The sequence below is a fragment of the Kocuria sp. BT304 genome (genome assembly GCF_003290245.1).
GTDB classification, from domain to species: domain Bacteria; phylum Actinomycetota; class Actinomycetes; order Actinomycetales; family Micrococcaceae; genus Kocuria; species Kocuria rhizophila_A.
Map to the genome: position 1 here is coordinate 802,055 of NZ_CP030039.1, position 22,681 is coordinate 824,735.

Annotated in this window: 20 protein-coding genes and 1 pseudogene; all 21 read left to right on the forward strand. The window is 68.8% G+C overall.

What is annotated here, in order from left to right:
• Window positions 1-108: 108 nt before the first annotated feature.
• The 21 genes and pseudogenes from rpoB to rpsS all read left to right on the forward strand — a co-directional run bounded on the left by rpoB (window position 109) and on the right by rpsS (window position 22,675).
• Window positions 109-3,618, forward strand: coding sequence for a DNA-directed RNA polymerase subunit beta (gene rpoB, locus DNL27_RS03645; protein WP_012397674.1), 3,510 nt, complete (start codon window positions 109-111; stop codon window positions 3,616-3,618).
• 65 nt (window positions 3,619-3,683) lie between these two features.
• Complete coding sequence (locus tag DNL27_RS03650; protein WP_012397675.1) at window positions 3,684-7,574, forward strand: DNA-directed RNA polymerase subunit beta'; 3,891 nt, start codon at window positions 3,684-3,686, stop codon at window positions 7,572-7,574.
• Between the two features lie 186 nt (window positions 7,575-7,760).
• A pseudogene (locus DNL27_RS12605) lies at window positions 7,761-7,925 on the forward strand (helix-turn-helix domain-containing protein); the annotation flags it as partial.
• A gap of 299 nt (window positions 7,926-8,224) precedes the next feature.
• Window positions 8,225-8,536 (forward strand): IclR family transcriptional regulator C-terminal domain-containing protein, encoded by a 312-nt coding sequence (locus tag DNL27_RS12390; protein ID WP_239494439.1) that lies wholly within the window; start codon window positions 8,225-8,227, stop codon window positions 8,534-8,536.
• Window positions 8,537-8,717: 181 nt separating this feature from the next.
• Window positions 8,718-9,530 carry a protocatechuate 3,4-dioxygenase subunit beta gene (gene pcaH, locus DNL27_RS03670; protein WP_112234733.1) on the forward strand — a complete coding sequence of 271 codons (813 nt, stop codon included), beginning with the start codon at window positions 8,718-8,720 and terminating at the stop codon, window positions 9,528-9,530.
• Entirely contained in the window at window positions 9,523-10,098 is a 576-nt protein-coding gene (pcaG, locus tag DNL27_RS03675) for a protocatechuate 3,4-dioxygenase subunit alpha (RefSeq protein WP_112234734.1), read from the forward strand. Before pcaH ends, pcaG begins: the two co-directional genes overlap by 8 nt.
• Complete coding sequence (locus DNL27_RS03680; protein WP_239494440.1) at window positions 10,098-11,570, forward strand: lyase family protein; 1,473 nt, start codon at window positions 10,098-10,100, stop codon at window positions 11,568-11,570. The genes pcaG and DNL27_RS03680 overlap by 1 nt, the downstream gene beginning before the upstream one ends.
• Window positions 11,567-12,358, forward strand: coding sequence for an alpha/beta fold hydrolase (locus DNL27_RS03685; protein ID WP_112234736.1), 792 nt, complete (start codon window positions 11,567-11,569; stop codon window positions 12,356-12,358). Before DNL27_RS03680 ends, DNL27_RS03685 begins: the two co-directional genes overlap by 4 nt.
• 154 nt (window positions 12,359-12,512) lie before the next feature.
• The gene (locus tag DNL27_RS03690; RefSeq protein ID WP_112234737.1) at window positions 12,513-12,911 is read left to right on the forward strand and encodes a carboxymuconolactone decarboxylase family protein; all 399 of its coding nucleotides are present in this window, start codon (window positions 12,513-12,515) and stop codon (window positions 12,909-12,911) included.
• An 81-nt stretch (window positions 12,912-12,992) separates the two neighbouring features.
• Entirely contained in the window at window positions 12,993-13,691 is a 699-nt protein-coding gene (locus tag DNL27_RS03695) for a 3-oxoacid CoA-transferase subunit A (protein ID WP_012397682.1), read from the forward strand.
• The gene (locus tag DNL27_RS03700; protein WP_012397683.1) at window positions 13,688-14,362 is read left to right on the forward strand and encodes a 3-oxoacid CoA-transferase subunit B; all 675 of its coding nucleotides are present in this window, start codon (window positions 13,688-13,690) and stop codon (window positions 14,360-14,362) included. Before DNL27_RS03695 ends, DNL27_RS03700 begins: the two co-directional genes overlap by 4 nt.
• A 286-nt stretch (window positions 14,363-14,648) precedes the next feature.
• Entirely contained in the window at window positions 14,649-15,023 is a 375-nt protein-coding gene (gene rpsL, locus DNL27_RS03705) for a 30S ribosomal protein S12 (protein WP_012397684.1), read from the forward strand.
• Complete coding sequence (rpsG, locus tag DNL27_RS03710; RefSeq protein ID WP_012397685.1) at window positions 15,023-15,493, forward strand: 30S ribosomal protein S7; 471 nt, start codon at window positions 15,023-15,025, stop codon at window positions 15,491-15,493. Before rpsL ends, rpsG begins: the two co-directional genes overlap by 1 nt.
• An 80-nt stretch (window positions 15,494-15,573) precedes the next feature.
• A complete protein-coding gene (fusA, locus tag DNL27_RS03715; protein WP_012397686.1) occupies window positions 15,574-17,688 on the forward strand; it encodes an elongation factor G in 2,115 nt (704 codons plus the stop codon).
• A gap of 157 nt (window positions 17,689-17,845) precedes the next feature.
• Entirely contained in the window at window positions 17,846-19,036 is a 1,191-nt protein-coding gene (gene tuf / locus DNL27_RS03720; protein WP_012397687.1) for an elongation factor Tu, read from the forward strand.
• Between the two features lie 564 nt (window positions 19,037-19,600).
• Entirely contained in the window at window positions 19,601-19,909 is a 309-nt protein-coding gene (gene rpsJ / locus DNL27_RS03725; protein WP_003803825.1) for a 30S ribosomal protein S10, read from the forward strand.
• A gap of 16 nt (window positions 19,910-19,925) precedes the next feature.
• Window positions 19,926-20,582, forward strand: coding sequence for a 50S ribosomal protein L3 (gene rplC / locus DNL27_RS03730; RefSeq protein ID WP_012397688.1), 657 nt, complete (start codon window positions 19,926-19,928; stop codon window positions 20,580-20,582).
• Between the two features lie 5 nt (window positions 20,583-20,587).
• A complete protein-coding gene (gene rplD, locus DNL27_RS03735) occupies window positions 20,588-21,208 on the forward strand; it encodes a 50S ribosomal protein L4 (protein WP_012397689.1) in 621 nt (206 codons plus the stop codon).
• Window positions 21,205-21,510 (forward strand): 50S ribosomal protein L23, encoded by a 306-nt coding sequence (rplW, locus tag DNL27_RS03740; protein WP_012397690.1) that lies wholly within the window; start codon window positions 21,205-21,207, stop codon window positions 21,508-21,510. Before rplD ends, rplW begins: the two co-directional genes overlap by 4 nt.
• Before the next feature lie 31 nt (window positions 21,511-21,541).
• On the forward strand, window positions 21,542-22,381 hold the full coding sequence (gene rplB, locus DNL27_RS03745; RefSeq protein ID WP_012397691.1) for a 50S ribosomal protein L2: 840 nt from the start codon (window positions 21,542-21,544) through the stop codon (window positions 22,379-22,381).
• A 12-nt stretch (window positions 22,382-22,393) separates the two neighbouring features.
• Window positions 22,394-22,675 carry a 30S ribosomal protein S19 gene (gene rpsS, locus DNL27_RS03750; RefSeq protein WP_012397692.1) on the forward strand — a complete coding sequence of 94 codons (282 nt, stop codon included), beginning with the start codon at window positions 22,394-22,396 and terminating at the stop codon, window positions 22,673-22,675.
• Window positions 22,676-22,681: the final 6 nt, after the last annotated feature.

Genomic DNA, 22,681 nt, shown 5'->3' on the forward strand with positions numbered 1-22,681 from the left:
TAGCGGTGGGCGCCGCAGGGGCGGTTGTCGACAGTCCTCGTCACCGGCCCCTTTTTCTCTCCCCGGGAACCTCGCGTATTCACTGCATGTCTGTGGAAGGATCACATCTTGGTCGCCTCGAGCACCGATACGAACGTCTCCGCCAACCACCCCACGAGCGACAACATTCCTCGCCGCGTTTCCTTCGCGAAGATCCACGAACCGCTGGACGTCCCCAACCTGCTCGCGCTGCAGACCGACAGCTTCGACCGCCTGGTGGGCAACGAGCGCTGGCAGGCCCGCGTGGTCGAGGCCCAGGAGACCGGTGACACCAGCGTGTCCACCACGTCCGGGCTCTCGGACATCTTCGAGGAGATCTCCCCGATCGAGGACTTCCAGGGCACCATGTCCCTCTCGTTCTCGGAGCCGGAGTTCTACGACCCGAAGTACACCATGGACGAGTGCAAGGACCGTGACGCCACCTACTCGGCGCCGCTGTACGTCAAGGCCGAGTTCATGAACAACAACACGGGCGAGATCAAGCAGCAGACCGTGTTCATGGGTGACTTCCCGCTCATGACCGACAAGGGCACGTTCGTGATCAACGGGTCCGAGCGCGTGGTGGTCTCCCAGCTGGTCCGCTCCCCGGGCGCCTACTTCGAGAAGGGCCAGGACCGCACGTCCGACAAGGACATCTACTCCGCCAAGATCATCCCCTCCCGCGGTGCGTGGTTCGAGCTCGAGATCGACAAGCGCGACCAGGTGGGTGTGCGCCTGGACCGCAAGCGCAAGCAGTCCGTGACCGTGCTGCTCAAGGCCCTGGGCTGGAGCGAGTCCAAGATCCTCGAGGAGTTCGGCGAGTTCGACTCCATCCGCGCGACCCTCGAGAAGGACGCCACCGAGACCCGCGAGGAGGCGCTGCTCGACATCTACCGCAAGCTGCGCCCGGGGGAGCCGCCCACGGTCGACGCCGCCCAGTCCCTGCTGGACAACATGTACTTCAACCCCAAGCGCTACGACCTCGCCAAGGTGGGCCGCTACAAGCTCAACCGCAAGCTGGGCCTGGACAAGCCGTTCACGGACCCGGACGCCTCCGTGCTGTCCCTGGACGACATCGTGGCCATGATCCGCTACCTCGTGACCCTGCACGACGGCGGCTCCACCATGCCCGGCACGCGTGACGGCGAGTCCCGCGAGATCCACGTGGACGTGGACGACATCGACCACTTCGGCAACCGTCGCATCCGCGCCGTGGGCGAGCTGATCGAGAACCAGATCCGCACGGGCCTGTCCCGCATGGAGCGCGTGGTCCGCGAGCGGATGACCACCCAGGACGTCGAGGCCATCACGCCGCAGACCCTGATCAACATCCGCCCCGTGGTGGCCGCGATCAAGGAGTTCTTCGGAACCTCCCAGCTCTCGCAGTTCATGGACCAGAACAACCCGCTCGCGGGTCTGACCCACAAGCGCCGCCTGTCCGCGCTGGGCCCCGGTGGCCTCTCGCGCGATCGCGCAGGCATGGAGGTCCGTGACGTCCACCCGTCGCACTACGGCCGCATGTGCCCGATCGAGACCCCTGAGGGCTCGAACATCGGTCTGATCGGCTCGCTCGCCACGTACGCGCGGATCAACCCGTTCGGGTTCATCGAGACCCCGTACCGCAAGGTCGTGGACGGCACCGTCACTGACGACGTCGTCTACCTCACTGCGGACGACGAGCGCGGGCTCACGATCGCGCAGGCCAACGCGCCGCTGACCGAGGACGGCCACTTCGCTGAGGACGCCGTGCTCTCGCGCGCCTCCGACGGCTCCGGCGAGGCCGTGCTGGTGGCCCCCGAGGACATCGAGTTCATGGACGTCTCCCCGCGCCAGATGGTGTCGGTGGCCACGGCCCTGATCCCGTACCTCGAGCACGACGACGCCAACCGTGCCCTCATGGGCGCGAACATGCAGCGCCAGGCCGTGCCGTTGCTCACGTCCGAGGCCCCGCTCGTGGGCACCGGCATGGAGCGCTACTCGGCGCTGGACGCCGGGGACTCGGTGCTCGCCACCAAGCCGGGCGTGGTCGAGGAGGTCTCCGCTGACCTCGTGACCGTGCTCAACGACGACGGCACCACCAAGCTCTACCCGATCAACAAGTTCGTGCGCTCGAACCCGGGCAACACGTACAACCAGCGCGTGATCGTCTCCGAGGGCCAGCGCGTGGAGCCTCGCACGGTCATCGCGGACGGTCCCTCGACCGACCACGGCGAGCTGGCACTGGGCAAGAACCTGCTGATCGCGTACATGTCCTGGGAGGGCCTCAACTACGAGGACGCCATCATCCTCTCCCAGCGCATGGTCTCCGAGGACGTCCTGACGTCCATCCACATCGAGGAGCACGAGATCGACGCCCGCGACACCAAGCTCGGTGCCGAGGAGATCACGCGTGACATCCCGAACGTGTCGGAGGAGGTGCTCTCCGCACTGGACGAGCGCGGCATCATCCACATCGGTGCCGAGGTCCAGGCCGGCGACATCCTCGTGGGCAAGGTGACCCCGAAGGGCGAGACGGAGCTGACCCCGGAGGAGCGGCTGCTGCGCGCGATCTTCGGCGAGAAGTCCCGCGAGGTCCGCGACACCTCCCTGAAGGTGCCCCACGGCGAGTCCGGCACGGTCATCGGCGTGCGCGTCTTCGACCGCGAGGACGAGGACGACGACCTCCCGGCCGGCGTCAACCAGGTGGTGCGCGTGTACGTGGCGCAGAAGCGCAAGATCACGGACGGCGACAAGCTCGCCGGACGCCACGGCAACAAGGGCGTCATCTCCAAGATCCTGCCCATCGAGGACATGCCATTTATGGAGGACGGCACCCCGGTGGACGTGATCCTGAACCCGCTGGGCGTGCCCGGGCGCATGAACCTCGGCCAGGTGCTCGAGGTCCACACCGGCTGGCTCGCCAAGCAGGGCTGGAACATCGAGGGCGACCCCGAGTGGCTCAAGGGGCTGAGCAACTTCCCCAAGAGCACCGGTCCCACCAACGTGGCCACTCCGGTGTTCGACGGCGCGCGCGAGGACGAGATCTTCGACCTGCTCGACCACACGAACCCCACCCGTGATGGCCAGCGCCTGATCGGGCGCTCCGGCAAGGCCAAGCTGTTCGACGGCCGCTCCGGCCAGCCGTTCCCGGACCCCGTGTCCGTGGGCTACCAGTACATCTTGAAGCTCCACCACCTGGTGGACGACAAGATCCACGCCCGCTCCACCGGCCCCTACTCCATGATCACCCAGCAGCCGCTGGGCGGTAAGGCGCAGTTCGGTGGCCAGCGCTTCGGCGAGATGGAGGTGTGGGCCCTCGAGGCGTACGGCGCGGCCTACACGCTGCAGGAGCTGCTCACCGTCAAGTCCGACGACGTCCACGGCCGCGTGAAGGTGTACGAGGCCATCGTCAAGGGCGAGAACATCCCCGAACCGGGTGTGCCCGAGTCCTTCAAGGTGCTCATCAAGGAGATGCAGTCCCTGTGCCTGAACGTGGAGGTCCTCTCCGCGGACGGCAACGCAGTGGAAATGCGTGATTCCGACGACGACAGCTTCCGGGCTGCCGACGAGCTCGGCATCGACCTCTCCCACTCCGAGCCCAGCTCGGTCGAAGAGGTCTGAGAACCCGCTCGTCCAGAGAACAGCTCGTCACACTTCAGGATTTTACGAAAGAGGGACAGGACCTTATGTCCAACGATTCTTCACTGGGTCTCATGCAGATCGGCCTGGCCACCGCGGATCAGATCCGCGGCTGGTCCTACGGCGAGGTCAAGAAGCCGGAAACCATCAACTACCGCACGCTCAAGCCCGAGAAGGACGGCTTGTTCTGCGAGAAGATCTTCGGTCCCACCCGGGACTGGGAGTGCTACTGCGGCAAGTACAAGCGTGTGCGCTACAAGGGCATCATCTGTGAGCGCTGCGGCGTGGAGGTCACGCGTGCCAAGGTGCGCCGTGAGCGCATGGGCCACATCGAGCTCGCCGCTCCCGTGACCCACATCTGGTACTTCAAGGGCGTGCCCTCACGCTTGGGCTACCTGCTGGACCTCGCGCCCAAGGACCTCGAGAAGGTCATCTACTTCGCGGCGTACATGATCACGTCCGTGGACGAGCAGGCCCGCCACGACGACCTGCCCAACCTCCAGGCCGCGATCGACCGCGAGAAGAAGCAGCTCGAGGACACCCGGGACGCGGATATCAACGCGATCGCCCGCGACCTCGAGAACGACCTCGCGCGCGTCGAGGAGGAGGGCGGCAAGGCCGCCGAGAAGCGCAAGCTGCGCGACTCCGCGGACCGCCAGATGGCCAACGTGCGCAAGCGCGCGGACCGCGAGATCGACTACCTGGAGAAGGTCTGGGACCGCTTCAAGAACCTCAAGGTCAACGACCTCGAGGGCGACGAGGCCCTGTACCGCCAGATGGTGGACCGCTACGGCATGTACTTCGAGGGCTCCATGGGTGCTGAGTCCATCAAGAAGCGCCTGGAGACCTTCGACCTCGCGGCCGAGGCCGAGGCGCTGCGCGAGACCATCGCCACGGGCAAGGGCCAGCGCAAGACCCGCGCCCTGAAGCGCCTCAAGGTGGTCAACGCGTTCCTCACCACGGACAACTCGCCGCTGGGCATGGTCCTGGACGCCGTTCCGGTGATCCCGCCGGAGCTGCGCCCCATGGTGCAGCTGGACGGTGGGCGCTTCGCGACGTCCGACCTCAACGACCTCTACCGTCGTGTGATCAACCGCAACAACCGCCTGAAGCGCCTGCTGGACCTCGGTGCCCCCGAGATCATCGTGAACAACGAGAAGCGCATGCTGCAGGAGGCCGTGGACTCGCTGTTCGACAACGGCCGCCGTGGCCGCCCCGTCACGGGTCCGGGCAACCGTGCCCTGAAGTCGCTGTCCGACATGCTCAAGGGCAAGCAGGGCCGCTTCCGCCAGAACCTGCTGGGCAAGCGCGTGGACTACTCCGGCCGTTCCGTGATCGTGGTGGGCCCGCAGCTGAAGCTGCACCAGTGCGGTCTGCCCAAGCAGATGGCGCTGGAGCTGTTCAAGCCGTTCGTGATGAAGCGCCTGGTGGACCTGAACCACGCGCAGAACATCAAGTCCGCCAAGCGGATGGTGGAGCGCTACCGCCCGCAGGTGTGGGACGTGCTGGAAGAGGTCATCACCGAGCACCCCGTGCTGCTGAACCGTGCGCCCACCCTGCACCGTCTGGGCATCCAGGCGTTCGAGCCGCAGCTCGTGGAGGGCAAGGCCATCCAGCTGCACCCGCTCGTGTGCGGTGCGTTCAACGCGGACTTCGACGGTGACCAGATGGCGGTGCACCTGCCGCTGTCCCCGGAGGCCCAGGCCGAGGCGCGCGTGCTGATGCTGTCCTCGAACAACATCCTCAAGCCCTCGGACGGCAAGCCGATCGCCCTGCCCTCGCAGGACATGATCATCGGCCTGTACCACCTCACCACCGTGCGTGAGGGCTGGGCCGGGGAGGGCAACACCTACTCCTCCGTGGCCGAGGCCATCATGGCCAACGACTCCGGTGAGCTGCACCTCAACGCCAAGTGCAAGATCCGCCTCGAGGACTTCGTGCCGTACGCCGGCTGGGAGGCCCCCGAGGGTTGGGAGCCGGGTCAGCCTGCCGTCGTGGAGACCACCCTGGGACGCGTGCTGTTCAACGAGACGCTGCCCGAGGACTACCCGTGGGACGAGAACGTCGCGGACAAGAAGCACCTGTCCGCGCTCGTGAACGACCTCGCGGAGCGCTACCCGATGACCCGCGTGGCCAAGACGCTGGACAACCTCAAGGACGCCGGCTTCCACTGGGCCTCGCGCTCGGGTGTCACGGTGGCCATTTCGGACATCGCGACCCCGCCGGAGAAGCCCGCCATCATGGAGGGCTACGAGGCGCAGGCCGCGCGCATCCAGGGTCAGTACGACAAGGGTCTGATCGACGACGACGAGCGCCGCTCGGAGCTCATCGACATCTGGTCCAAGGCCACCGACGAGGTCGCGCAGGCCATGCGGGACAACCTCGAGCCCACCAACACCATCAACCGCATGGTGTCCTCGGGTGCACGAGGCAACTGGATGCAGGTCCGCCAGATCGCCGGCATCCGCGGCCTGGTGGCCAACCCGAAGGGCGAGATCATGCCCCGCCCGATCAAGTCCTCCTACCGTGAGGGCCTGTCGGTGCTGGAGTACTTCATCGCCACCCACGGTGCCCGCAAGGGCCTCGCGGACACCGCGCTGCGTACCGCCAACTCGGGCTACCTGACCCGTCGTCTGGTGGACGTCTCGCAGGACGTGATCGTGCGCGAGTCCGACTGCCAGACGGTGCGCGGGCTCACGCTGCCGCTGTCCGACATCACGGACACGGGTGTGCGCACCCTGTCCGAGGACGTGGAGAACACGGTGCACGGCCGCGTGCTGGCCAGCGCCGTGGCGGACGAGAACGGCGAGGTGCTGGCCGAGGCCGGCGCGGACATGTCCGACGCCATGATCGAGAAGCTCTACGCGGCGGGTGTGGACCAGGTGCGCGTGCGCTCGGTGCTGACCTGTGAGTCCGCGGTGGGCGTGTGCGCGGCGTGCTACGGCCGCTCGCTGGCCACCAACCAGCTGGTGGACATCGGCGAGGCCGTGGGCATCGTGGCCGCGCAGTCCATCGGCGAGCCCGGTACCCAGCTGACCATGCGCACGTTCCACACCGGTGGTGTGGCGTCCTCGGACGGTGACATCACGCAGGGTCTGCCCCGTATCCAGGAGCTCTTCGAGGCCCGCACCCCCAAGGGTGTGGCCCCGATCTCCGAGGTGGCCGGCCGGATCCGCATCGAGGACACGGACAAGTCCCTCAAGATCGTGGTGGTCCCGGACAACGGCGACGAGGAGTTCGCCTACCCGGTGCTGCGTCGCGCCAAGCTGCTCGTGGCCGACGGCGACCACGTGGACGTGGGCCAGCAGCTGGTCACCGGCGCGGTGGACCCCAAGGAGGTGCTGCGCATCCGCGGTCCCCGCGAGGCGCAGAAGCACCTCGTGGACGAGGTCCAGGGCGTCTACCGCTCGCAGGGCGTGGGCATCCACGACAAGCACGTGGAGGTCATCGTCCGGCAGATGCTGCGTCGCGTGACCATCATCGAGTCCGGTGACACCTCGTTGCTGCCGGGTGAGCTGGTGGACAACGTGCGCTTCCTCGAGGCCAACCGCGGTGCGGTGGCCGAGGGCAAGCGTCCCGCCGCCGGCCGTCCGGAGCTCATGGGCATCACCAAGGCCTCGCTGGCCACGGACTCGTGGCTGTCCGCCGCGTCCTTCCAGGAGACCACGCGTGTGCTCACGCAGGCCGCCATGGAGGGCAAGTCGGATCCGCTGCTGGGCCTGAAGGAGAACGTGATCATCGGCAAGCTCATCCCCGCCGGCACCGGTCTGGACCGGTACAACAGCGTGGACGTGGAGCCCACCGAGGAGGCGAAGGCCCAGATGTTCACGGATCCCTCCGCGTTCGCCGACTTCAGCTACGCAGAGGAGAACGCGGGGGGGCTCGGTTCCGAGTTCCAGGCGATCCCGCTCGACGACTACGACTTCGGCGGCAACTGAGCCGGACCCGCACCGGGTGCCGTGCGTTCGCGCGGTGACCCGGTAGGGTCCTCTGAGATCGACCCGGCCCGGGTGGGCCTCCCCGCGGGGAGGCCCACCCGGGCTTCGTCGTACCCGCGCGGGCTGCTGCCGGCTGCTCCGGGGCTAGGCTGGGGCGCACGCGCCGGATCCACGAAGGAGTCGCTCGTGGCCAACTCGCCCTCCGGGGAACCGCTGATCGCCCGCTTCGACCGTGTCCTGGACGCGTTCGGCCCTGCCCACCCGCAGCTCACGTTCCGGGAGGTCTGCGCGGCCACGCGGCTGCCGCCCTCCACGGCGCACCGCATCCTGGGGGACATGACCCGCGCCGGCTGGCTGGAGTCCGGGCCCGCCCGCACCTACCGGGTGGGGACGCGGCTGTGGGAGCTCGCCTCCCGCGCGGCACCCGCTGAGGGTCTCGCCGCGGCGGCCATCCCGTACATGTCCGACGTCCACGCGGTGCTGCGCCAGCACGTGCACGTGGGCGTGGTGGAGGGCTTCGACGTGCTCTTCGCGGAGCGCATCGAGGCGAGCGGCTCCCCGGTGCCCCTGCGCTCGATCGTCGCGGGTCGCCTCCCGCTGCACGGGCCGCCACGGGGCTCGCCCTGCTGTGCCAGTGCCCCGAGGCGTTCGTGCGCGACTACCACCGCGCCCTCATGGGCCGCGCGGAGGACGCCGTCGCCGTGGGACTGCCGACGACGCCCGAGCGCCTGCTCGCGGACCTCGCCGTCTTCGCGCAGCGCGGCTACGCGATCCAGCGGGAGCGCATCGACCGCGGCGCCGGGGGAGTGGCCGTGCCCCTCAAGGTCCCCAGGGGCCACCGGACGGCCGTCCTGGGGGTCGTGCTGCCCGTCGAGGACATGGCCGATGCGGAGGTGCCCACGGTGGTGCAAACGCTGCGGGTTGCGGGACACGGCATCTCCCGCGCTCTCGGTGCGCTCTGACAACCGCGATCGTTTGCCAACCGGACCTCATCGCGCAGATTCCGTTGAACGGAACAGACGTGACCCACCTCACGAGGCGTCCGCATACTGGGGACACGGACGCGCCGGGCACGGCTGAGCACCGCAGCCCGGCAACCGCAGCGACAGCGCGGGCCGCCGTCCAGCCACCGAGGAGGAGACCATGAGCGCCACCACCGACGACGCGTTCGACCCGCCCTACGTCAAGGGTGCGGACGACGCCGCGGACTCCCAGTCCCAGCTCGACGCCGAGATGGCGCAGATCACGGCGCAGTACGAGGCATCCGGGGTCACGGAGACCCAGCCGAGGCTGGACTACGCCCCGTACCGCAGCTCGATCCTGCGCCACCCCACCAAGAACCCCCGGCACGCGGACCCGGAGACCATCGAGCTCCACGCGCCGGCGTTCGGCGAGCGGGACGTCCACCCGCTGGAGTCGGACCTCACCATCCAGGACGGCGGGGAGCCCATCGGGGAGCGGATCCGGATCTCCGGGCGCATCCTGGACGGGGACGGGCGCCCCGTGCGGGGTCAGCTCGTGGAGATCTGGCAGGCCAACGCCGCCGGGCGCTACATCCACAAGAGGGACCAGCACCCGGCCCCGATCGACCCGCACTTCACGGGCGTGGGGCGGTGCCTCACGGGGGAGGACGGCTCCTACTCGTTCGTGACCATCAAGCCCGGCCCGTACCCGTGGAAGAACCACCACAACGCGTGGCGTCCGGCGCACGTGCACTTCTCCCTGTTCGGCACGGACTTCACGCAGCGGATGATCACCCAGAGGTACTTCCCGGGGGACCCGCTGTTCGCCCTGGACCCGATCTACCAGTTGATCGTGGACCCCCGCGCCCGGGAGCGGCTCGTGGCACAGTACGACCACGACGTCTCGGAGCACGAGTGGCTGCTGGGCTACCGGTGGGACGTGGTGCTGAGCGGGTCCCGGCGGACCTGGACGGAGGAGGACGGCGATGCCTGAGAGCACACCGGAGCTGGTGCCCACACCGGGGCAGACCATCGGCCCGTTCTACGGCTACGCGCTGCCGTACGAGGGCGGCGAGCAGCTGGTGGAGCGCTCGCACCCGCGTGCGGCGCGCCTGCACGGCACCGTGCACGACGGCCGAGGGGAGCCCGTGCCGGACGCGCTGCTCGAGGTCTGGCAGGCGGACGAGCACGGACGGGTGTCCCAGGAACCGGGCTCGCTGCTGCGGGACGGCTACACGTTCACGGGCTTCGGCCGCGTGGCCGTGGACAACGTGGGCCACTACGACGTCACCACCGTGGACCCCGGGGCCACCGAACCCGGACGGGCGCCGTTCATCTGCCTCACGGTCTTCGCCAGAGGGCTGCTGAACCGACTGTTCACCCGGATCTACCTCCCCGAGGACGCGGAGGCGCTCGCGGCGGACCCGCTGCTGGCCTCGCTGCCCGAGGAGGAGCGGCGCACCCTGGTCGCCGAGCGGGAGGCGGACGGCTCCCTGCGCTTCGACGTGCACCTGCAGGGCCCCCGCGAGACCGTGTTCCTCGCCTACCCGGGCAGCGCCTGATGGTGTCCGACCTGCTGCGCCCCGGCGTCCACCGCGCGCAGGAGCTGCTCGACGACCGGGCCGTGGTCTGCACGATCCTCGCGGTCGAGGACGCATGGGTCGCCGCGCAGCACCGGGAGGGCCTGGTCTCCGCCGAGGAGGCGGCCGCGGCGCACGCGGCCGTCGACCGCGTGGGCACGGACCCGCACCACCTCCGGGAGCTCGTTACCGCCTCCGAGGGCGGTGGCAATCCGGTGATCCCCGTGCTGGGGGCCTACCGCCGCGCGGTCGAGCAGGTGCTCGGCCGGCCGCTGCCCGCCGTGCACGCCTCCCTCACGAGCCAGGACGTCATGGACACCGCGCTCGCCCACCTGCTCTCGTCCGTGCGCCGCCGCGTCGTCGGCGACCTCACGCGCGCGGGGGACGCTCTCGCCGAACTGGTGCGCCGGCACCGGGGGACGCCGATGGTCGCACGCACGCTCACTCAGCACGCGCTGCCCACCACGTTCGGCCTCAAGGCGGCCGGGTGGCTGGCTGCGGTGGACGACGCCGCCGACGAGGTCTCGGCGCGGGTCCGCCTCCCGCTGTCCTGCGGCGGTGCCGCCGGAACCCTCGCCGCCACGGTGGCGCTGGTGTCCGGGACCGCACCCGGTGCGCAGTCCAGTGCGCAGGGCGCCGCCCACGATCAGCCGCTCGACCCGACGCAGCGGCTGCTGCACCACTGGGCCGGGCAGCTGGGGCTCGAGGTGCCGGACGCGCCGTGGCACACCACCAGGACCCCCGTGGTGCGCGCCGCCGGGGCGCTCGCGGAGGTCGCAGCGGCCCTGTCGCGCCTGGCCAACGACGTCCTTCTCCTGTCCCGCCCCGAGATCGGCGAGCTGCGGGAGCCCACGGCCCCCGGACGCGGGGCGTCCTCCGCGATGCCGCAGAAGCAGAATCCGGTGCTGAGCGTCCTGCTCAAGCGCACGGCACTGCTGGCCCCGGGGCTCGCGTCCGGGGTGCTCGCGGGAGCGGGTGCCGCGGTGGACGAGCGGCCCGACGGCGGCTGGCACGCCGAGTGGCCCGCGCTGGGGGAGCTCGCGGAGCTGACCGCGGCGGCGTCGTCCCACGCGGCCGAGCTCGCTGAGGGACTCACGGTGGACGCGCCGCGCATGGCACGCAACCTCGCGGACGCGGGCACGGGGGTGCTCGCGGAGCCGCTCGCCGTCGCGCTCGCCCCGGTGCTCGGGGAGCGCGGGGCGGACACCGCGCGGCAGCTCGTGCGGGACGCCGTGCGCGCCGAACCCCACGACGTCGGGGCCCTCACCGAGCGCCTCGCGGAGGCGGTCGCGGCCTCGGACGGGGCGGTGGCGCCCCCCGGGGTGGACGCCCGGAGCACTGGGGCGCTCGCGGCCTGGCTGCGCCCGCTCACGGACCCGCGGGCCCACCTGGGTGCGGCCCCCCAGCTGTGCGACCGGGCCGTGGCCCGGCACGACGAGAGGAGAAACCGATGACCGTGGACCGTGTGGGACTCGTGGAGTTCACACCGCGGCAGGGCCCCGCCGAGGACGCCCCGCTCGTGGTGCTCGGCCCCGCCCTCGGCACGTCCGTGGGCCACCTCTACGCCCAGCTCGCGCCCCTGCTCGCGGACCGGTGCCGGGTGCTCGGGTGGGACCTGCCGGGCCACGGGACGAGCGACCCCGCGCAGGAGTTCGACGTCGCGGGGCTCGCCGACGCCGTGGTGCACGCCCTGGACGAGCACACCGGCCCGGGGCCGCGCCACATGGTGGGCACCTCGATCGGCGGCGCGGTGGTGCAGGAGCTGCTCTCACGGGGTGGCGCCGACGTCGCGTCCGCCACGCTCGTGGCCACCTCCCCCTTCTTCCCCGACCCGGGCGCGTGGCGCGAGCGTGCCGAGCTGGTGGCCGCCGCCGGAACCCCCACCCAGGTGGCCACGTGCGCCAGGGCGTGGTTCGCCCCGGACCTGCTGAGCGGACGTCCCGAGCACTGCACACCGCTGCTGCACGATCTCCAGGGCACCGACCGGTTCAGCTACGCCGCGGCCTGCCGAGCCCTCGGCGGCTTCGACCTGCGGCAGCGCACGCGGCCCGCGCCCGTGCCCACCGCGGTGATCGCCGGCACCGAGGACGCGATGACGGGGCCCGACGTCGCCCGCGACCTCGCGGAGGCGCTCGCCGCGCGCTGCGAGATCGTCGACGGCGCCGCCCACCTGATCCCCGTGGCGGCCCCCGATCGTGTGGCGGCCACGGTCCTGGGGCTCGTGGCCGAGGTGCACTCGTGAACCCGACGAGCCCGGCGACCTCCGGCGCGCCCCGCCGACCGGGAGGTGCCCCCGGAAGCCGGCGGTGCGGCGTCGTCGTCCCACCAGCATGCGGGAGCCACCCGGCACCCGCGCAGCACAACCGGTACAGCGACGCACGTGGCAGGAGGACCCCATGACGGAACCGATGGAGCGCACCGAGGCGCAGACGCGACGGGAGGGGATGGCGGTGCGTCGAGCCGTGCTCTCGGACGCCCACGTGGACCGTGCGGAGGCCGGGACCACCGCGTTCACCGCCGACTTCCAGGACTACATCACCCGCTGCGCGTGGGGCGAGATCTGGACCCGGCCGGGACTGGACCGCAGGATGCGCAACGCGTGCGTGCTCACGGCACTGATCGCCGGAGGGCACTGGGACGAGTTCGAGATGCACGTGCGCGCCGCGCGCCGCAACGGGCTCGGCGTGGCCGAGATCCAGGAGGTCATCCTGCAGTCGGCCGTCTACCTCTCCGTCCCCTCGGCCAACAACGCGTTCAAGCACGCGCAGAAGGCCCTGGCGCAGGACACGGACTAGCTCCGGCGCCGCGCCCGCCGGGCACCCGCGCGCACGCCCGCGGCGGCGCACCCCACGAACCGAGAACTAGGAAGGCAGCGCATGCTGAACATCGCAGAGGACGCCGCGGCGGCGGTCGCTCCCGTGCAGGACGGATCCACCGTGATGATCGGGGGCTTCGGCGTGGCCGGGCAGCCCGTGGAGCTCATCGACGCCCTGATCGCCCAGGGCGCCGGCGATCTCACGGTGGTGAGCAACAACGCCGGCAACGGGGACGTGGGGCTCGCGGAGCTGATCCGGCTGGGGCGGGTGCGCAAGATCATCTGCTCGTTCCCGCGCCAGGCGGACTCGTGGCACTTCGACGAGAAGTACCGCGCCGGGCTCATCGAGCTGGAGGTGGTGCCCCAGGGCAACCTCGCGGAGCGGATCCGGGCCGCGGGAGCCGGCATCGGGGCATTCTTCACCCCCACCGGCTACGGCACGCCGCTGGCCGAGGGCAAGGAGGTGCGGGTGCTGGACGGCAGGCACCAGGTGCTCGAGCGCGCGATCCACGCGGACGTCGCCCTCACCAAGGCGCACCGCGCGGACCGCGCCGGGAACCTGGTCTACCGCAGGACGGCGCGCAATTTCGGCCCGGTGATGGCCGCGGCCGCCGCGCACTCCGTCGTGCAGGTGGCGGAGATCGTCGACCGCGGGGCCCTGGACCCCGAGACCGTGGTGACACCCGGGATCTACGTGGACACCGTGGTGCGCATCCCGGCCCCCGAGCAGCAGGACCCGCGAGAGGACGGTGCGGCATGAACGCCCCGCAGACCAGGGACCACAGCCTGAGCTCCGAGCAGCTGGCCCAGGTGGTGGCCCGCGACATCCCCGCCGGCGCCTACGTGAACCTCGGGATCGGCCAGCCCACCCTCGTGGCCAACCACCTGGGGCCCGAGGACGACGTCACCCTGCACACCGAGAACGGGATGCTGGGCATGGGGCCCGAGGCCCACGGGGAGCAGGTGGACCCGGACCTCGTCAACGCCGGGAAGATCCCCGTGCTGGAGACCCCCGGGTGCTCCTACTTCCACCACGCGGACTCCTTCGCCATGATGCGTGGCGGGCACCTGGACTGCTGCGTGCTGGGGGCGTTCCAGGTGGACGTGCACGGCAACCTCGCCAACTGGCATACGGGCAGCCCCGACGCGATCCCGGCGGTGGGAGGCGCCATGGACCTCGCCACCGGGGCCAAGCAGACCTTCGTGATGATGCGCCTGCTCACCCGGGAGGGCCGGCCCAAGCTCGTGCAGCGGTGCACCATGCCGCTGACGGGCGTGGAGTGCGTCTCTCGCGTGTACACGGACCTCGCGGTGTTCGACCTCGCGGACGGCGCCGTCACGGTGCGCGAGACCTTCGGGATCGACGCCGCCGGGCTCGCCGCGCTGCTGGACGTCCCACTGCGCGGGGTGCCCTCGGACGCAGGGCGCTGATCACGCGTGGCTGGGTGCGGGCTCGGTGGTCTGGGGCGTCGGTTTCCCCTGAGCTGCCGTGGCTGATACGATGGGCCAGAATTGCTCGATTCCGGGCAGTTTGCAATGAGATGGCAAATCGGACTCCGTCCTGTGGTACGCACCATGTACCTAGATGCCATCTTTCGTCATGCTCAGGTGCGGTTTCCGAGGCGTTCGCCCCGGCACGCACCGGGCACCCCGGGATCAACGTTCCGTCATCGGCGGGGCCGGCACACACCGCGCACCCGCCCCAACAGGAGGCACTGTGCCAACTATCCAGCAACTGGTCCGCAAGGGCCGGCACTCCAAGGTCGTGAAGACCAAGGCTCCCGCGCTCAAGGGCAACCCCATGAAGCGCGGCGTCTGCACCCGCGTGTTCACCACCACCCCCAAGAAGCCGAACTCCGCGCTGCGCAAGGTGGCCCGTGTGAAGCTCAACGGCGGCGTGGAAGTCACCGCCTACATCCCGGGCGAGGGTCACAACCTGCAGGAGCACTCCATCGTGCTCGTGCGCGGCGGTCGTGTGAAGGACCTCCCCGGTGTCCGCTACAAGATCGTGCGCGGCGCGCTCGACACCCAGGGTGTCAAGGGTCGCCAGCAGGCCCGCTCCCGCTACGGCGCCAAGAAGGAGAAGAAGTAATGCCTCGTAAAGGTCCCGCTCCCAAGCGCCCCCTCGTCGTCGATCCCGTCTACGGTTCGCCCGTGGTCACGCAGCTGATCAACAAGGTCCTGCAGGACGGCAAGAAGTCCACCGCCGAGCGCATCGTCTACGGTGCCCTCGAGGGTGTGCGCAACAAGACCAACTCCGATCCCGTGGCCACCCTGAAGAAGGCCCTCGAGAACGTGAAGCCGGCCCTCGAGGTCCGCTCCCGTCGTGTGGGCGGCGCCACCTACCAGGTGCCCGTGGAGGTCAAGGCCGGCCGTGCCCAGGCGCTGTCCCTGCGCTGGCTCGTGGGCTACTCCAAGGCCCGCCGTGAGAACACCATGACCGAGCGCCTGCAGAACGAGATCCTCGACGCCTCCAACGGCCTCGGTGCCGCTGTCAAGCGCCGCGAGGACACCCACAAGATGGCCGAATCCAACAAGGCCTTCGCCCACTACCGCTGGTAAAATTCGGTAGTCCTGTCGGCCCCGCCCCGGGCGGGGCCGACCTCCAGGGCCCGGCACCACCTTTTACGAAGGGAACCATCGTGGCACTCGACGTGCTTACCGACCTCAAGAAGGTCCGCAATATCGGCATCATGGCTCACATCGATGCCGGTAAGACCACGACCACCGAACGAATCCTGTTCTACACGGGCATCAACCACAAGCTCGGCGAGACGCACGACGGTGCCTCCACGATGGACTGGATGGCCCAGGAGCAGGAACGCGGCATCACCATCACCTCCGCCGCCACCTCGTGCTACTGGCACGACTACCAGATCAACATCATCGACACCCCGGGCCACGTGGACTTCACGGTCGAGGTCGAGCGCTCCCTGCGCGTGCTCGACGGCGCCGTGGCCGTCTTCGACGGCAAGGAGGGCGTGGAGCCGCAGTCCGAGACCGTGTGGCGCCAGGCCGACAAGTACGAAGTGCCCCGCATCTGCTTCGTCAACAAGATGGACAAGCTGGGCGCGGACTTCTACTTCACCGTGGACACCATCAAGTCCCGCCTGGGCGCCACCCCGCTCGTGCTGCAGCTGCCGATCGGCGCCGAGAACGACTTCGTGGGCGTCGTGGACCTCATCACCATGAAGGCCCTGGTCTGGGAGGGCGACTCCAAGGGTGACGTCTCCCTGGGTGCCAAGTATGAGACCCGCGAGATCCCCGAGGACCTCCAGGACCGCGCCGCGGAGTACCGCAACCAGCTGGTCGAGGCCGTCGCGGAGGCGGACGACGAGCTCATGGAGAAGTACCTCGGCGGCGAGGAGCTCACCGAGGACGAGATCAAGGCCGGCATCCGCAAGCTGACGATCACCTCCCAGGCCTACCCCGTGCTGTGTGGCTCGGCGTTCAAGAACCGCGGTGTGCAGCCCATGCTCGACGCCGTGGTGGACTACCTGCCCTCCCCGCTGGACGTGGAGGACGTGCAGGGCCACGCCATCAACGACGAGGAAGAGGTCATGACCCGCACCGCGGACGCCGACGGCCCCTTCGCGGCGCTGGCGTTCAAGGTCGCCTCGCACCCGTTCTACGGCCAGCTCACGTACATCCGCGTGTACTCCGGCAAGGCCAAGGCCGGCGAGCAGGTCATGAACTCCACCAAGGGCAAGCGCGAGCGCATCGGCAAGCTCTTCCAGATGCACTCCAACAAGGAGAACCCGGTGGAGGAGATCTCCGCCGGTCACATCTACGCCGCGATCGGGCTGAAGGACACCACCACCGGTGACACCCTCTCCGATCCCAGCAACCAGATCGTGCTGGAGTCCATGAGCTTCCCGGCCCCCGTGATCTTCGTGGCCATCGAGCCCAAGACCAAGGGTGACCAGGAGAAGCTCTCCACCGCCATCCAGAAGCTCTCCGCCGAGGATCCCACCTTCACGGTGTCCCTCAACGACGAGACCGGCCAGACCGAGATCGGCGGCATGGGCGAGCTCCACCTGGACATCCTGGTGGACCGCATGAAGCGCGAGTTCAAGGTCGAGGCGAACGTGGGCAAGCCGCAGGTGGCCTACCGCGAGACCATCAAGAAGGCCGTCGAGAAGGTCGACTACACGCACAAGAAGCAGACCGGTGGTTCCGGCCAGTTCGCCAAGGTGCAGGTCTCCTTCGAGCCGCTGCCGCTGGACGCCGAAGAGCTGTACGAGTTCGACAACGCCGTGACCGGTGGTCGCGTGCCGCGCGAGTACATCCCCTCCGTGGACCACGGCATCCAGGACGCCATGCAGCTCGGCATCCTGGCCGGCTACCCCGTGGTGGGCGTCAAGGCCACCCTGGTGGACGGCGCGTACCACGACGTCGACTCCTCGGAGATGGCGTTCAAGATCGCCGGCTCCATGGTGTTCAAGGAAGGCGCCCGCCGTGCCAACCCGGTGCTGCTCGAGCCCCTGATGGCCGTGGAGGTGCGCACGCCCGAGGAGTACATGGGCGACGTCATCGGCGACCTCAACTCCCGCCGTGGCCAGATCCAGTCCATGGAGGACGTCACGGGCGTCAAGCTGGTCTCGGCCCTCGTGCCGCTGTCCGAGATGTTCGGCTACATCGGCGACCTGCGCTCCAAGACGCAGGGCCGCGCCGTTTACTCGATGCAGTTCGACAGCTACTCAGAGGTCCCCAAGGCCGTGGCCGAGGAGATCATCCAGAAGAACCGCGGCGAGTGAGCCACCGGGGTTCGCCCCGTAATTTCAGTAAATTCGCAATCCAGAAGTAGACTTGCACAGGTTTCGACACGCTCAGCGCCGACGCGCTGTGGTCACATGCTCCGGGGCTCGGAGCAGTCGAGCAAGTCTCACCTCAATGTTCTAGGAGGAACACATCATGGCGAAGGCCAAGTTCGAGCGCAACAAGCCGCACCTCAACATTGGCACCATTGGCCACGTTGACCACGGCAAGACCACGCTCACCGCTGCGATCTCCAAGGTCCTGGCCGACAAGTACCCGGACGTCAACGAGCAGCGCGACTTCGGTGCCATCGACTCCGCCCCGGAGGAGAAGCAGCGCGGCATCACCATCAACATCGCGCACATCGAGTACCAGACCGACAAGCGCCACTACGCGCACGTCGACGCCCCGGGCCACGCCGACTACGTGAAGAACATGATCACCGGTGCCGCTCAGATGGACGGCGCGATCCTCGTGGTCGCCGCCACCGACGGCCCCATGGCGCAGACCCGCGAGCACGTGCTGCTCGCCCGCCAGGTGGGCGTGCCCTACCTGCTGGTGGCGCTGAACAAGTCCGACATGGTGGACGACGAAGAGCTGCTCGACCTCGTCGAGATGGAGGTCCGCGAGCTGCTGTCGGACCAGGGCTTTGACGGCGACAACGCCCCCGTGGTGCGCGTCTCCGCTCTGAAGGCCCTCGAGGGCGACGCCCAGTGGGTCAAGTCCGTCGAGGACCTCATGGAGGCCGTGGACGAGAACGTGCCGGACCCCGTCCGCGACACCGACAAGCCCTTCCTCATGCCCATCGAGGACGTCTTCACCATCACCGGTCGTGGCACCGTGGTGACGGGTCGCGCCGAGCGCGGCACCCTGCCGATCAACTCCGAGGTCGAGATCGTGGGCATCCGCCCCGTGCAGAAGACCACGGTCACCGGCATCGAGATGTTCCACAAGCAGATGGACGAGGCCATGGCGGGCGAGAACTGCGGCCTGCTGCTGCGCGGTCTCAAGCGTGACGACGTCGAGCGCGGCCAGGTCGTGTGCAAGCCGGGTTCCATCACCCCGCACACCGACTTCGAGGCCAACGTCTACATCCTGTCCAAGGAAGAGGGCGGGCGTCACAACCCGTTCTACTCGAACTACCGTCCGCAGTTCTACTTCCGCACCACGGACGTGACCGGCGTCATCACCCTGCCCGAGGGCACCGAGATGGTCATGCCCGGCGACAACACCGAGATGACGGTCGAGCTGATCCAGCCGATCGCCATGGAGGAGGGCCTCGGCTTCGCCATCCGTGAGGGTGGCCGCACCGTGGGCTCCGGCCGCGTGACCAAGATCATCAAGTAAGACCTCCCGATGATCGGGACCGTGCGCTGAGCCGGTCCTCCCGAAAGCCCCGTGGTTCTCACGAACCGCGGGGCTTTCGCGTGCCCGGGGCCCGCGCTGATGCCGGGAAGCTGCGGCACGCGTCCAGCGAGCCTGCCCCATCGGGCTTGCAAGAGTGGTGGGGCCGGCGGGGGAGACCGCGTTTGCGCCCACCCGCTGATCTCTGGCAGAATGGTCGCTGTTGTTCGCTCAGCGGCGCGAGTTCCACGCGCGCTCGTCATGAACGCAACGTCCATCGCGAGAACCGGGTGCAGAGCACGTGTGCAGCCGAAGCAACCGCGATGCACGCAGCTCCGCGCGACCGCGCCGCGAACAGCAGCACTTCACCGGCACCGCATCACTGTGTGGACTCGGCCTCGTCGCCCAGCGCGACACGCCCGAGTTCGGGTGCCGGAGCCTCGGCAGGGTGAGGAACCCGGGAGAACCCGGATTCAGTCTGTGCGGGGTGGCGGCAGAGGCCGCCGGACACAAGGGGTCCCAGGACCCCATACAGGGAAGTACTTGAAGAAAGAGAGTCACGACGCCATGGCGGGACAAAAAATCCGCATCCGGCTGAAGTCCTATGACCACGAGGTCATCGACGTCTCGGCCCGGAAGATCGTTGAGACGGTGACGCGCGCAGGCGCCACGGTGGTGGGACCCGTCCCGCTGCCCACCGAGAAGAATGTGTACTGCGTGATCCGCTCGCCGCACAAGTACAAGGACAGCCGTGAGCACTTCGAGATGCGCACGCACAAGCGGCTGATCGACATCATCGACCCCACGCCCAAGGCTGTCGACTCGCTCATGCGTCTCGACCTGCCGGCTGACGTGAACATCGAAATCAAGCTGTAAAAAGGATCGCATCCCAATGACTACCACTTTCGAACGCCAGGTGAAGGGCCTGCTGGGCACCAAGCTCGGCATGACCCAGGTCTGGGACGAGAACGGGAAGTTCGTGCCGGTGACCGTGGTCAAGGCCGACTCCAACGTCGTGACGCAGCTGCGCAACACGGACAAGGACGGCTACAACGCCGTCCAGATCGGCTTCGGTGCGATCGATCCCCGCAAGGTGACCAAGCCCCTGGCCGGCCACTTCGCCGCTGCAGGCGTGACGCCCCGCCGCCACGTCGTCGAACTCCGTACTTCCGATGCCGCCGAGTACGAGCTGGGACAGGAACTGTCCGTCGAGCTCTTCGAGGCCGGCGCCAAGGTCGACGTGGTCGGCACCACCAAGGGCAAGGGCACCGCCGGTGTGATGAAGCGTCACGGCTTCTCCGGCGTGGGTGCTTCCCACGGTGCGCACAAGAACCACCGCAAGCCGGGCTCCATCGGCGGCGCGTCGTACCCCGCACGCGTGTTCAAGGGCATGCGCATGGCTGGCCGGATGGGCAACGCCCGTCACACCACCATGAACCTGACCGTGCACGCCGTTGACGCCGAGAACTCCCTGCTGCTCATCAAGGGCGCCCTGCCGGGCCCCAAGGGATCGGTCGTCCTCGTCCGTTCCACCGTGAAGGGAGCTTGATACCCATGGCAACTGAAACCGTCAACGTCGAGCTGCCCGCTGAGATCTTCGACGCACAGACCAACGTGGCGCTGCTGCACCAGGTCGTCGTCGCCCAGCTGGCCGCTGCCCGTCAGGGCACGCACAAGACCAAGACCCGCGCAGAGGTCTCCGGCGCCGGCCGCAAGCCGTTCAAGCAGAAGGGCACCGGCCGGGCTCGTCAGGGCTCCATCCGCGCCCCGCACATGACCGGTGGTGGCGTGGTGCACGGCCCCACGCCGCGCGACTACTCGCAGCGGACCCCCAAGAAGATGAAGGCCGCCGCACTGCGCGGTGCCCTCTCCGACCGGGCCCGCAACGGCCGCATCCACGTGGTCGCCGAGCTGGGCGGCGCCGAGCCGTCCACCAAGGCCGCCAAGCAGGCGCTGCGCTCCATCTCCGAACGCAAGAACCTGCTGGTCGTGCTGGGCCGCGGCGAGGACAACGCCGCGCTGTCCGTGCGCAACCTGGTGAACGTGCACGCGGTGTACGCGGACCAGCTCAACACGTACGACGTGCTCGTCTCGGACGACGTGGTCTTCACCAAGGCCGCCTACGAGTCGTTCGTCGCAGCCGCGTCCGGTAGCAAGCAGGAGGACGCCAAGTGAGCGTTATCTATAACAAGGACCCGCGCGACGTCATCATCCGTCCCGTGGTCTCCGAGAAGTCCTACGGCCTGATCGACGAGGGCAAGTACACCTTCCAGGTGGACCCCTCCGCGAACAAGACCGAGATCAAGTACGCGATCGAGCACATCTTCGGTGTCAAGGTCGCGTCCGTGAACACCCTCAACCGTCCCGGCAAGCGCAAGCGCACTCGCTTCGGCTGGGGACAGCGGAAGGCAACCAAGCGTGCCGTCGTGTCCCTCCGGGAAGGCTCCATCGACATCTTCGGCGGTCCGCTCTCCTGAGCGGAGACCACTTTAACGAGGAACTCAAATCATGGCTATCCGTAAGCACAAGCCGACAACCCCGGGCCGTCGTGGCTCGTCGGTTGCGGACTTCGTAGAAATCACGCGCACCACGCCCGAGAAGTCGCTGGTGCGTCCCCTGCCCAAGAAGGGCGGCCGCAACAACACCGGCCGCATCACCACCCGCCACAAGGGCGGTGGGCACAAGCGCCAGTACCGCGTGATCGACTTCCGTCGTCACGACAAGGACGGCGTGGACGCGAAGGTCGCTCACATCGAGTACGACCCCAACCGCACCGCCCGCATCGCCCTGCTGCACTACGTGGACGGCACCAAGCGCTACATCATCGCGCCGAACCGTCTCCAGCAGGGTGACGTGGTGGAGTCCGGCCCCAACGCGGACATCAAGCCCGGCAACAACCTGCCGCTGCGCAACATCCCGGTGGGCACCGTCCTGCACGCGGTGGAGCTGCGTCCGGGTGGGGGAGCCAAGCTCGCCCGCTCCGCAGGTGCCTCCGTGCAGCTCGTCGCCCGTGAGGGCAAGTACGGCCAGCTGCGCCTGCCCTCCGGTGAGATCCGCAACGTGGACGTGCGCTGCCGCGCGACCATCGGCGAGGTCGGCAACGCCGAGCAGTCGAACATCAACTGGGGCAAGGCCGGCCGCAACCGCTGGAAGGGCGTCCGCCCGACCGTGCGCGGCGTCGTCATGAACCCCGTGGACCACCCCCACGGCGGTGGCGAGGGCAAGACCTCCGGTGGTCGCCACCCGGTCAACCCCAACGGCAAGCCCGAGGGACGCACCCGTCGCCCCAACAAGGAAAGCGACAAGCTCATCGTGCGTCGCCGTCGTACCGGCAAGAACAAGCGCTAAGGAGCCTGAACCATGCCACGCAGTCTCAAAAAGGGCCCTTTCGTTGATCAGCACCTCTTCGTGAAGGTCGCCAAGGAGAACGAGAAGGGCACCAAGAACGTCATCAAGACGTGGTCCCGCCGCTCGATGATCATCCCCGACATGCTCGGCCACACGATCGCCGTGCACGACGGACGCAAGCACGTTCCGGTCTTCATCACGGAGTCGATGGTCGGGCACAAGCTCGGCGAGTTCGCGCCCACCCGCACGTTCCGCGGCCATGTGAAGGACGACAAGAAGGGCAAGCGTCGCTGACCCTCG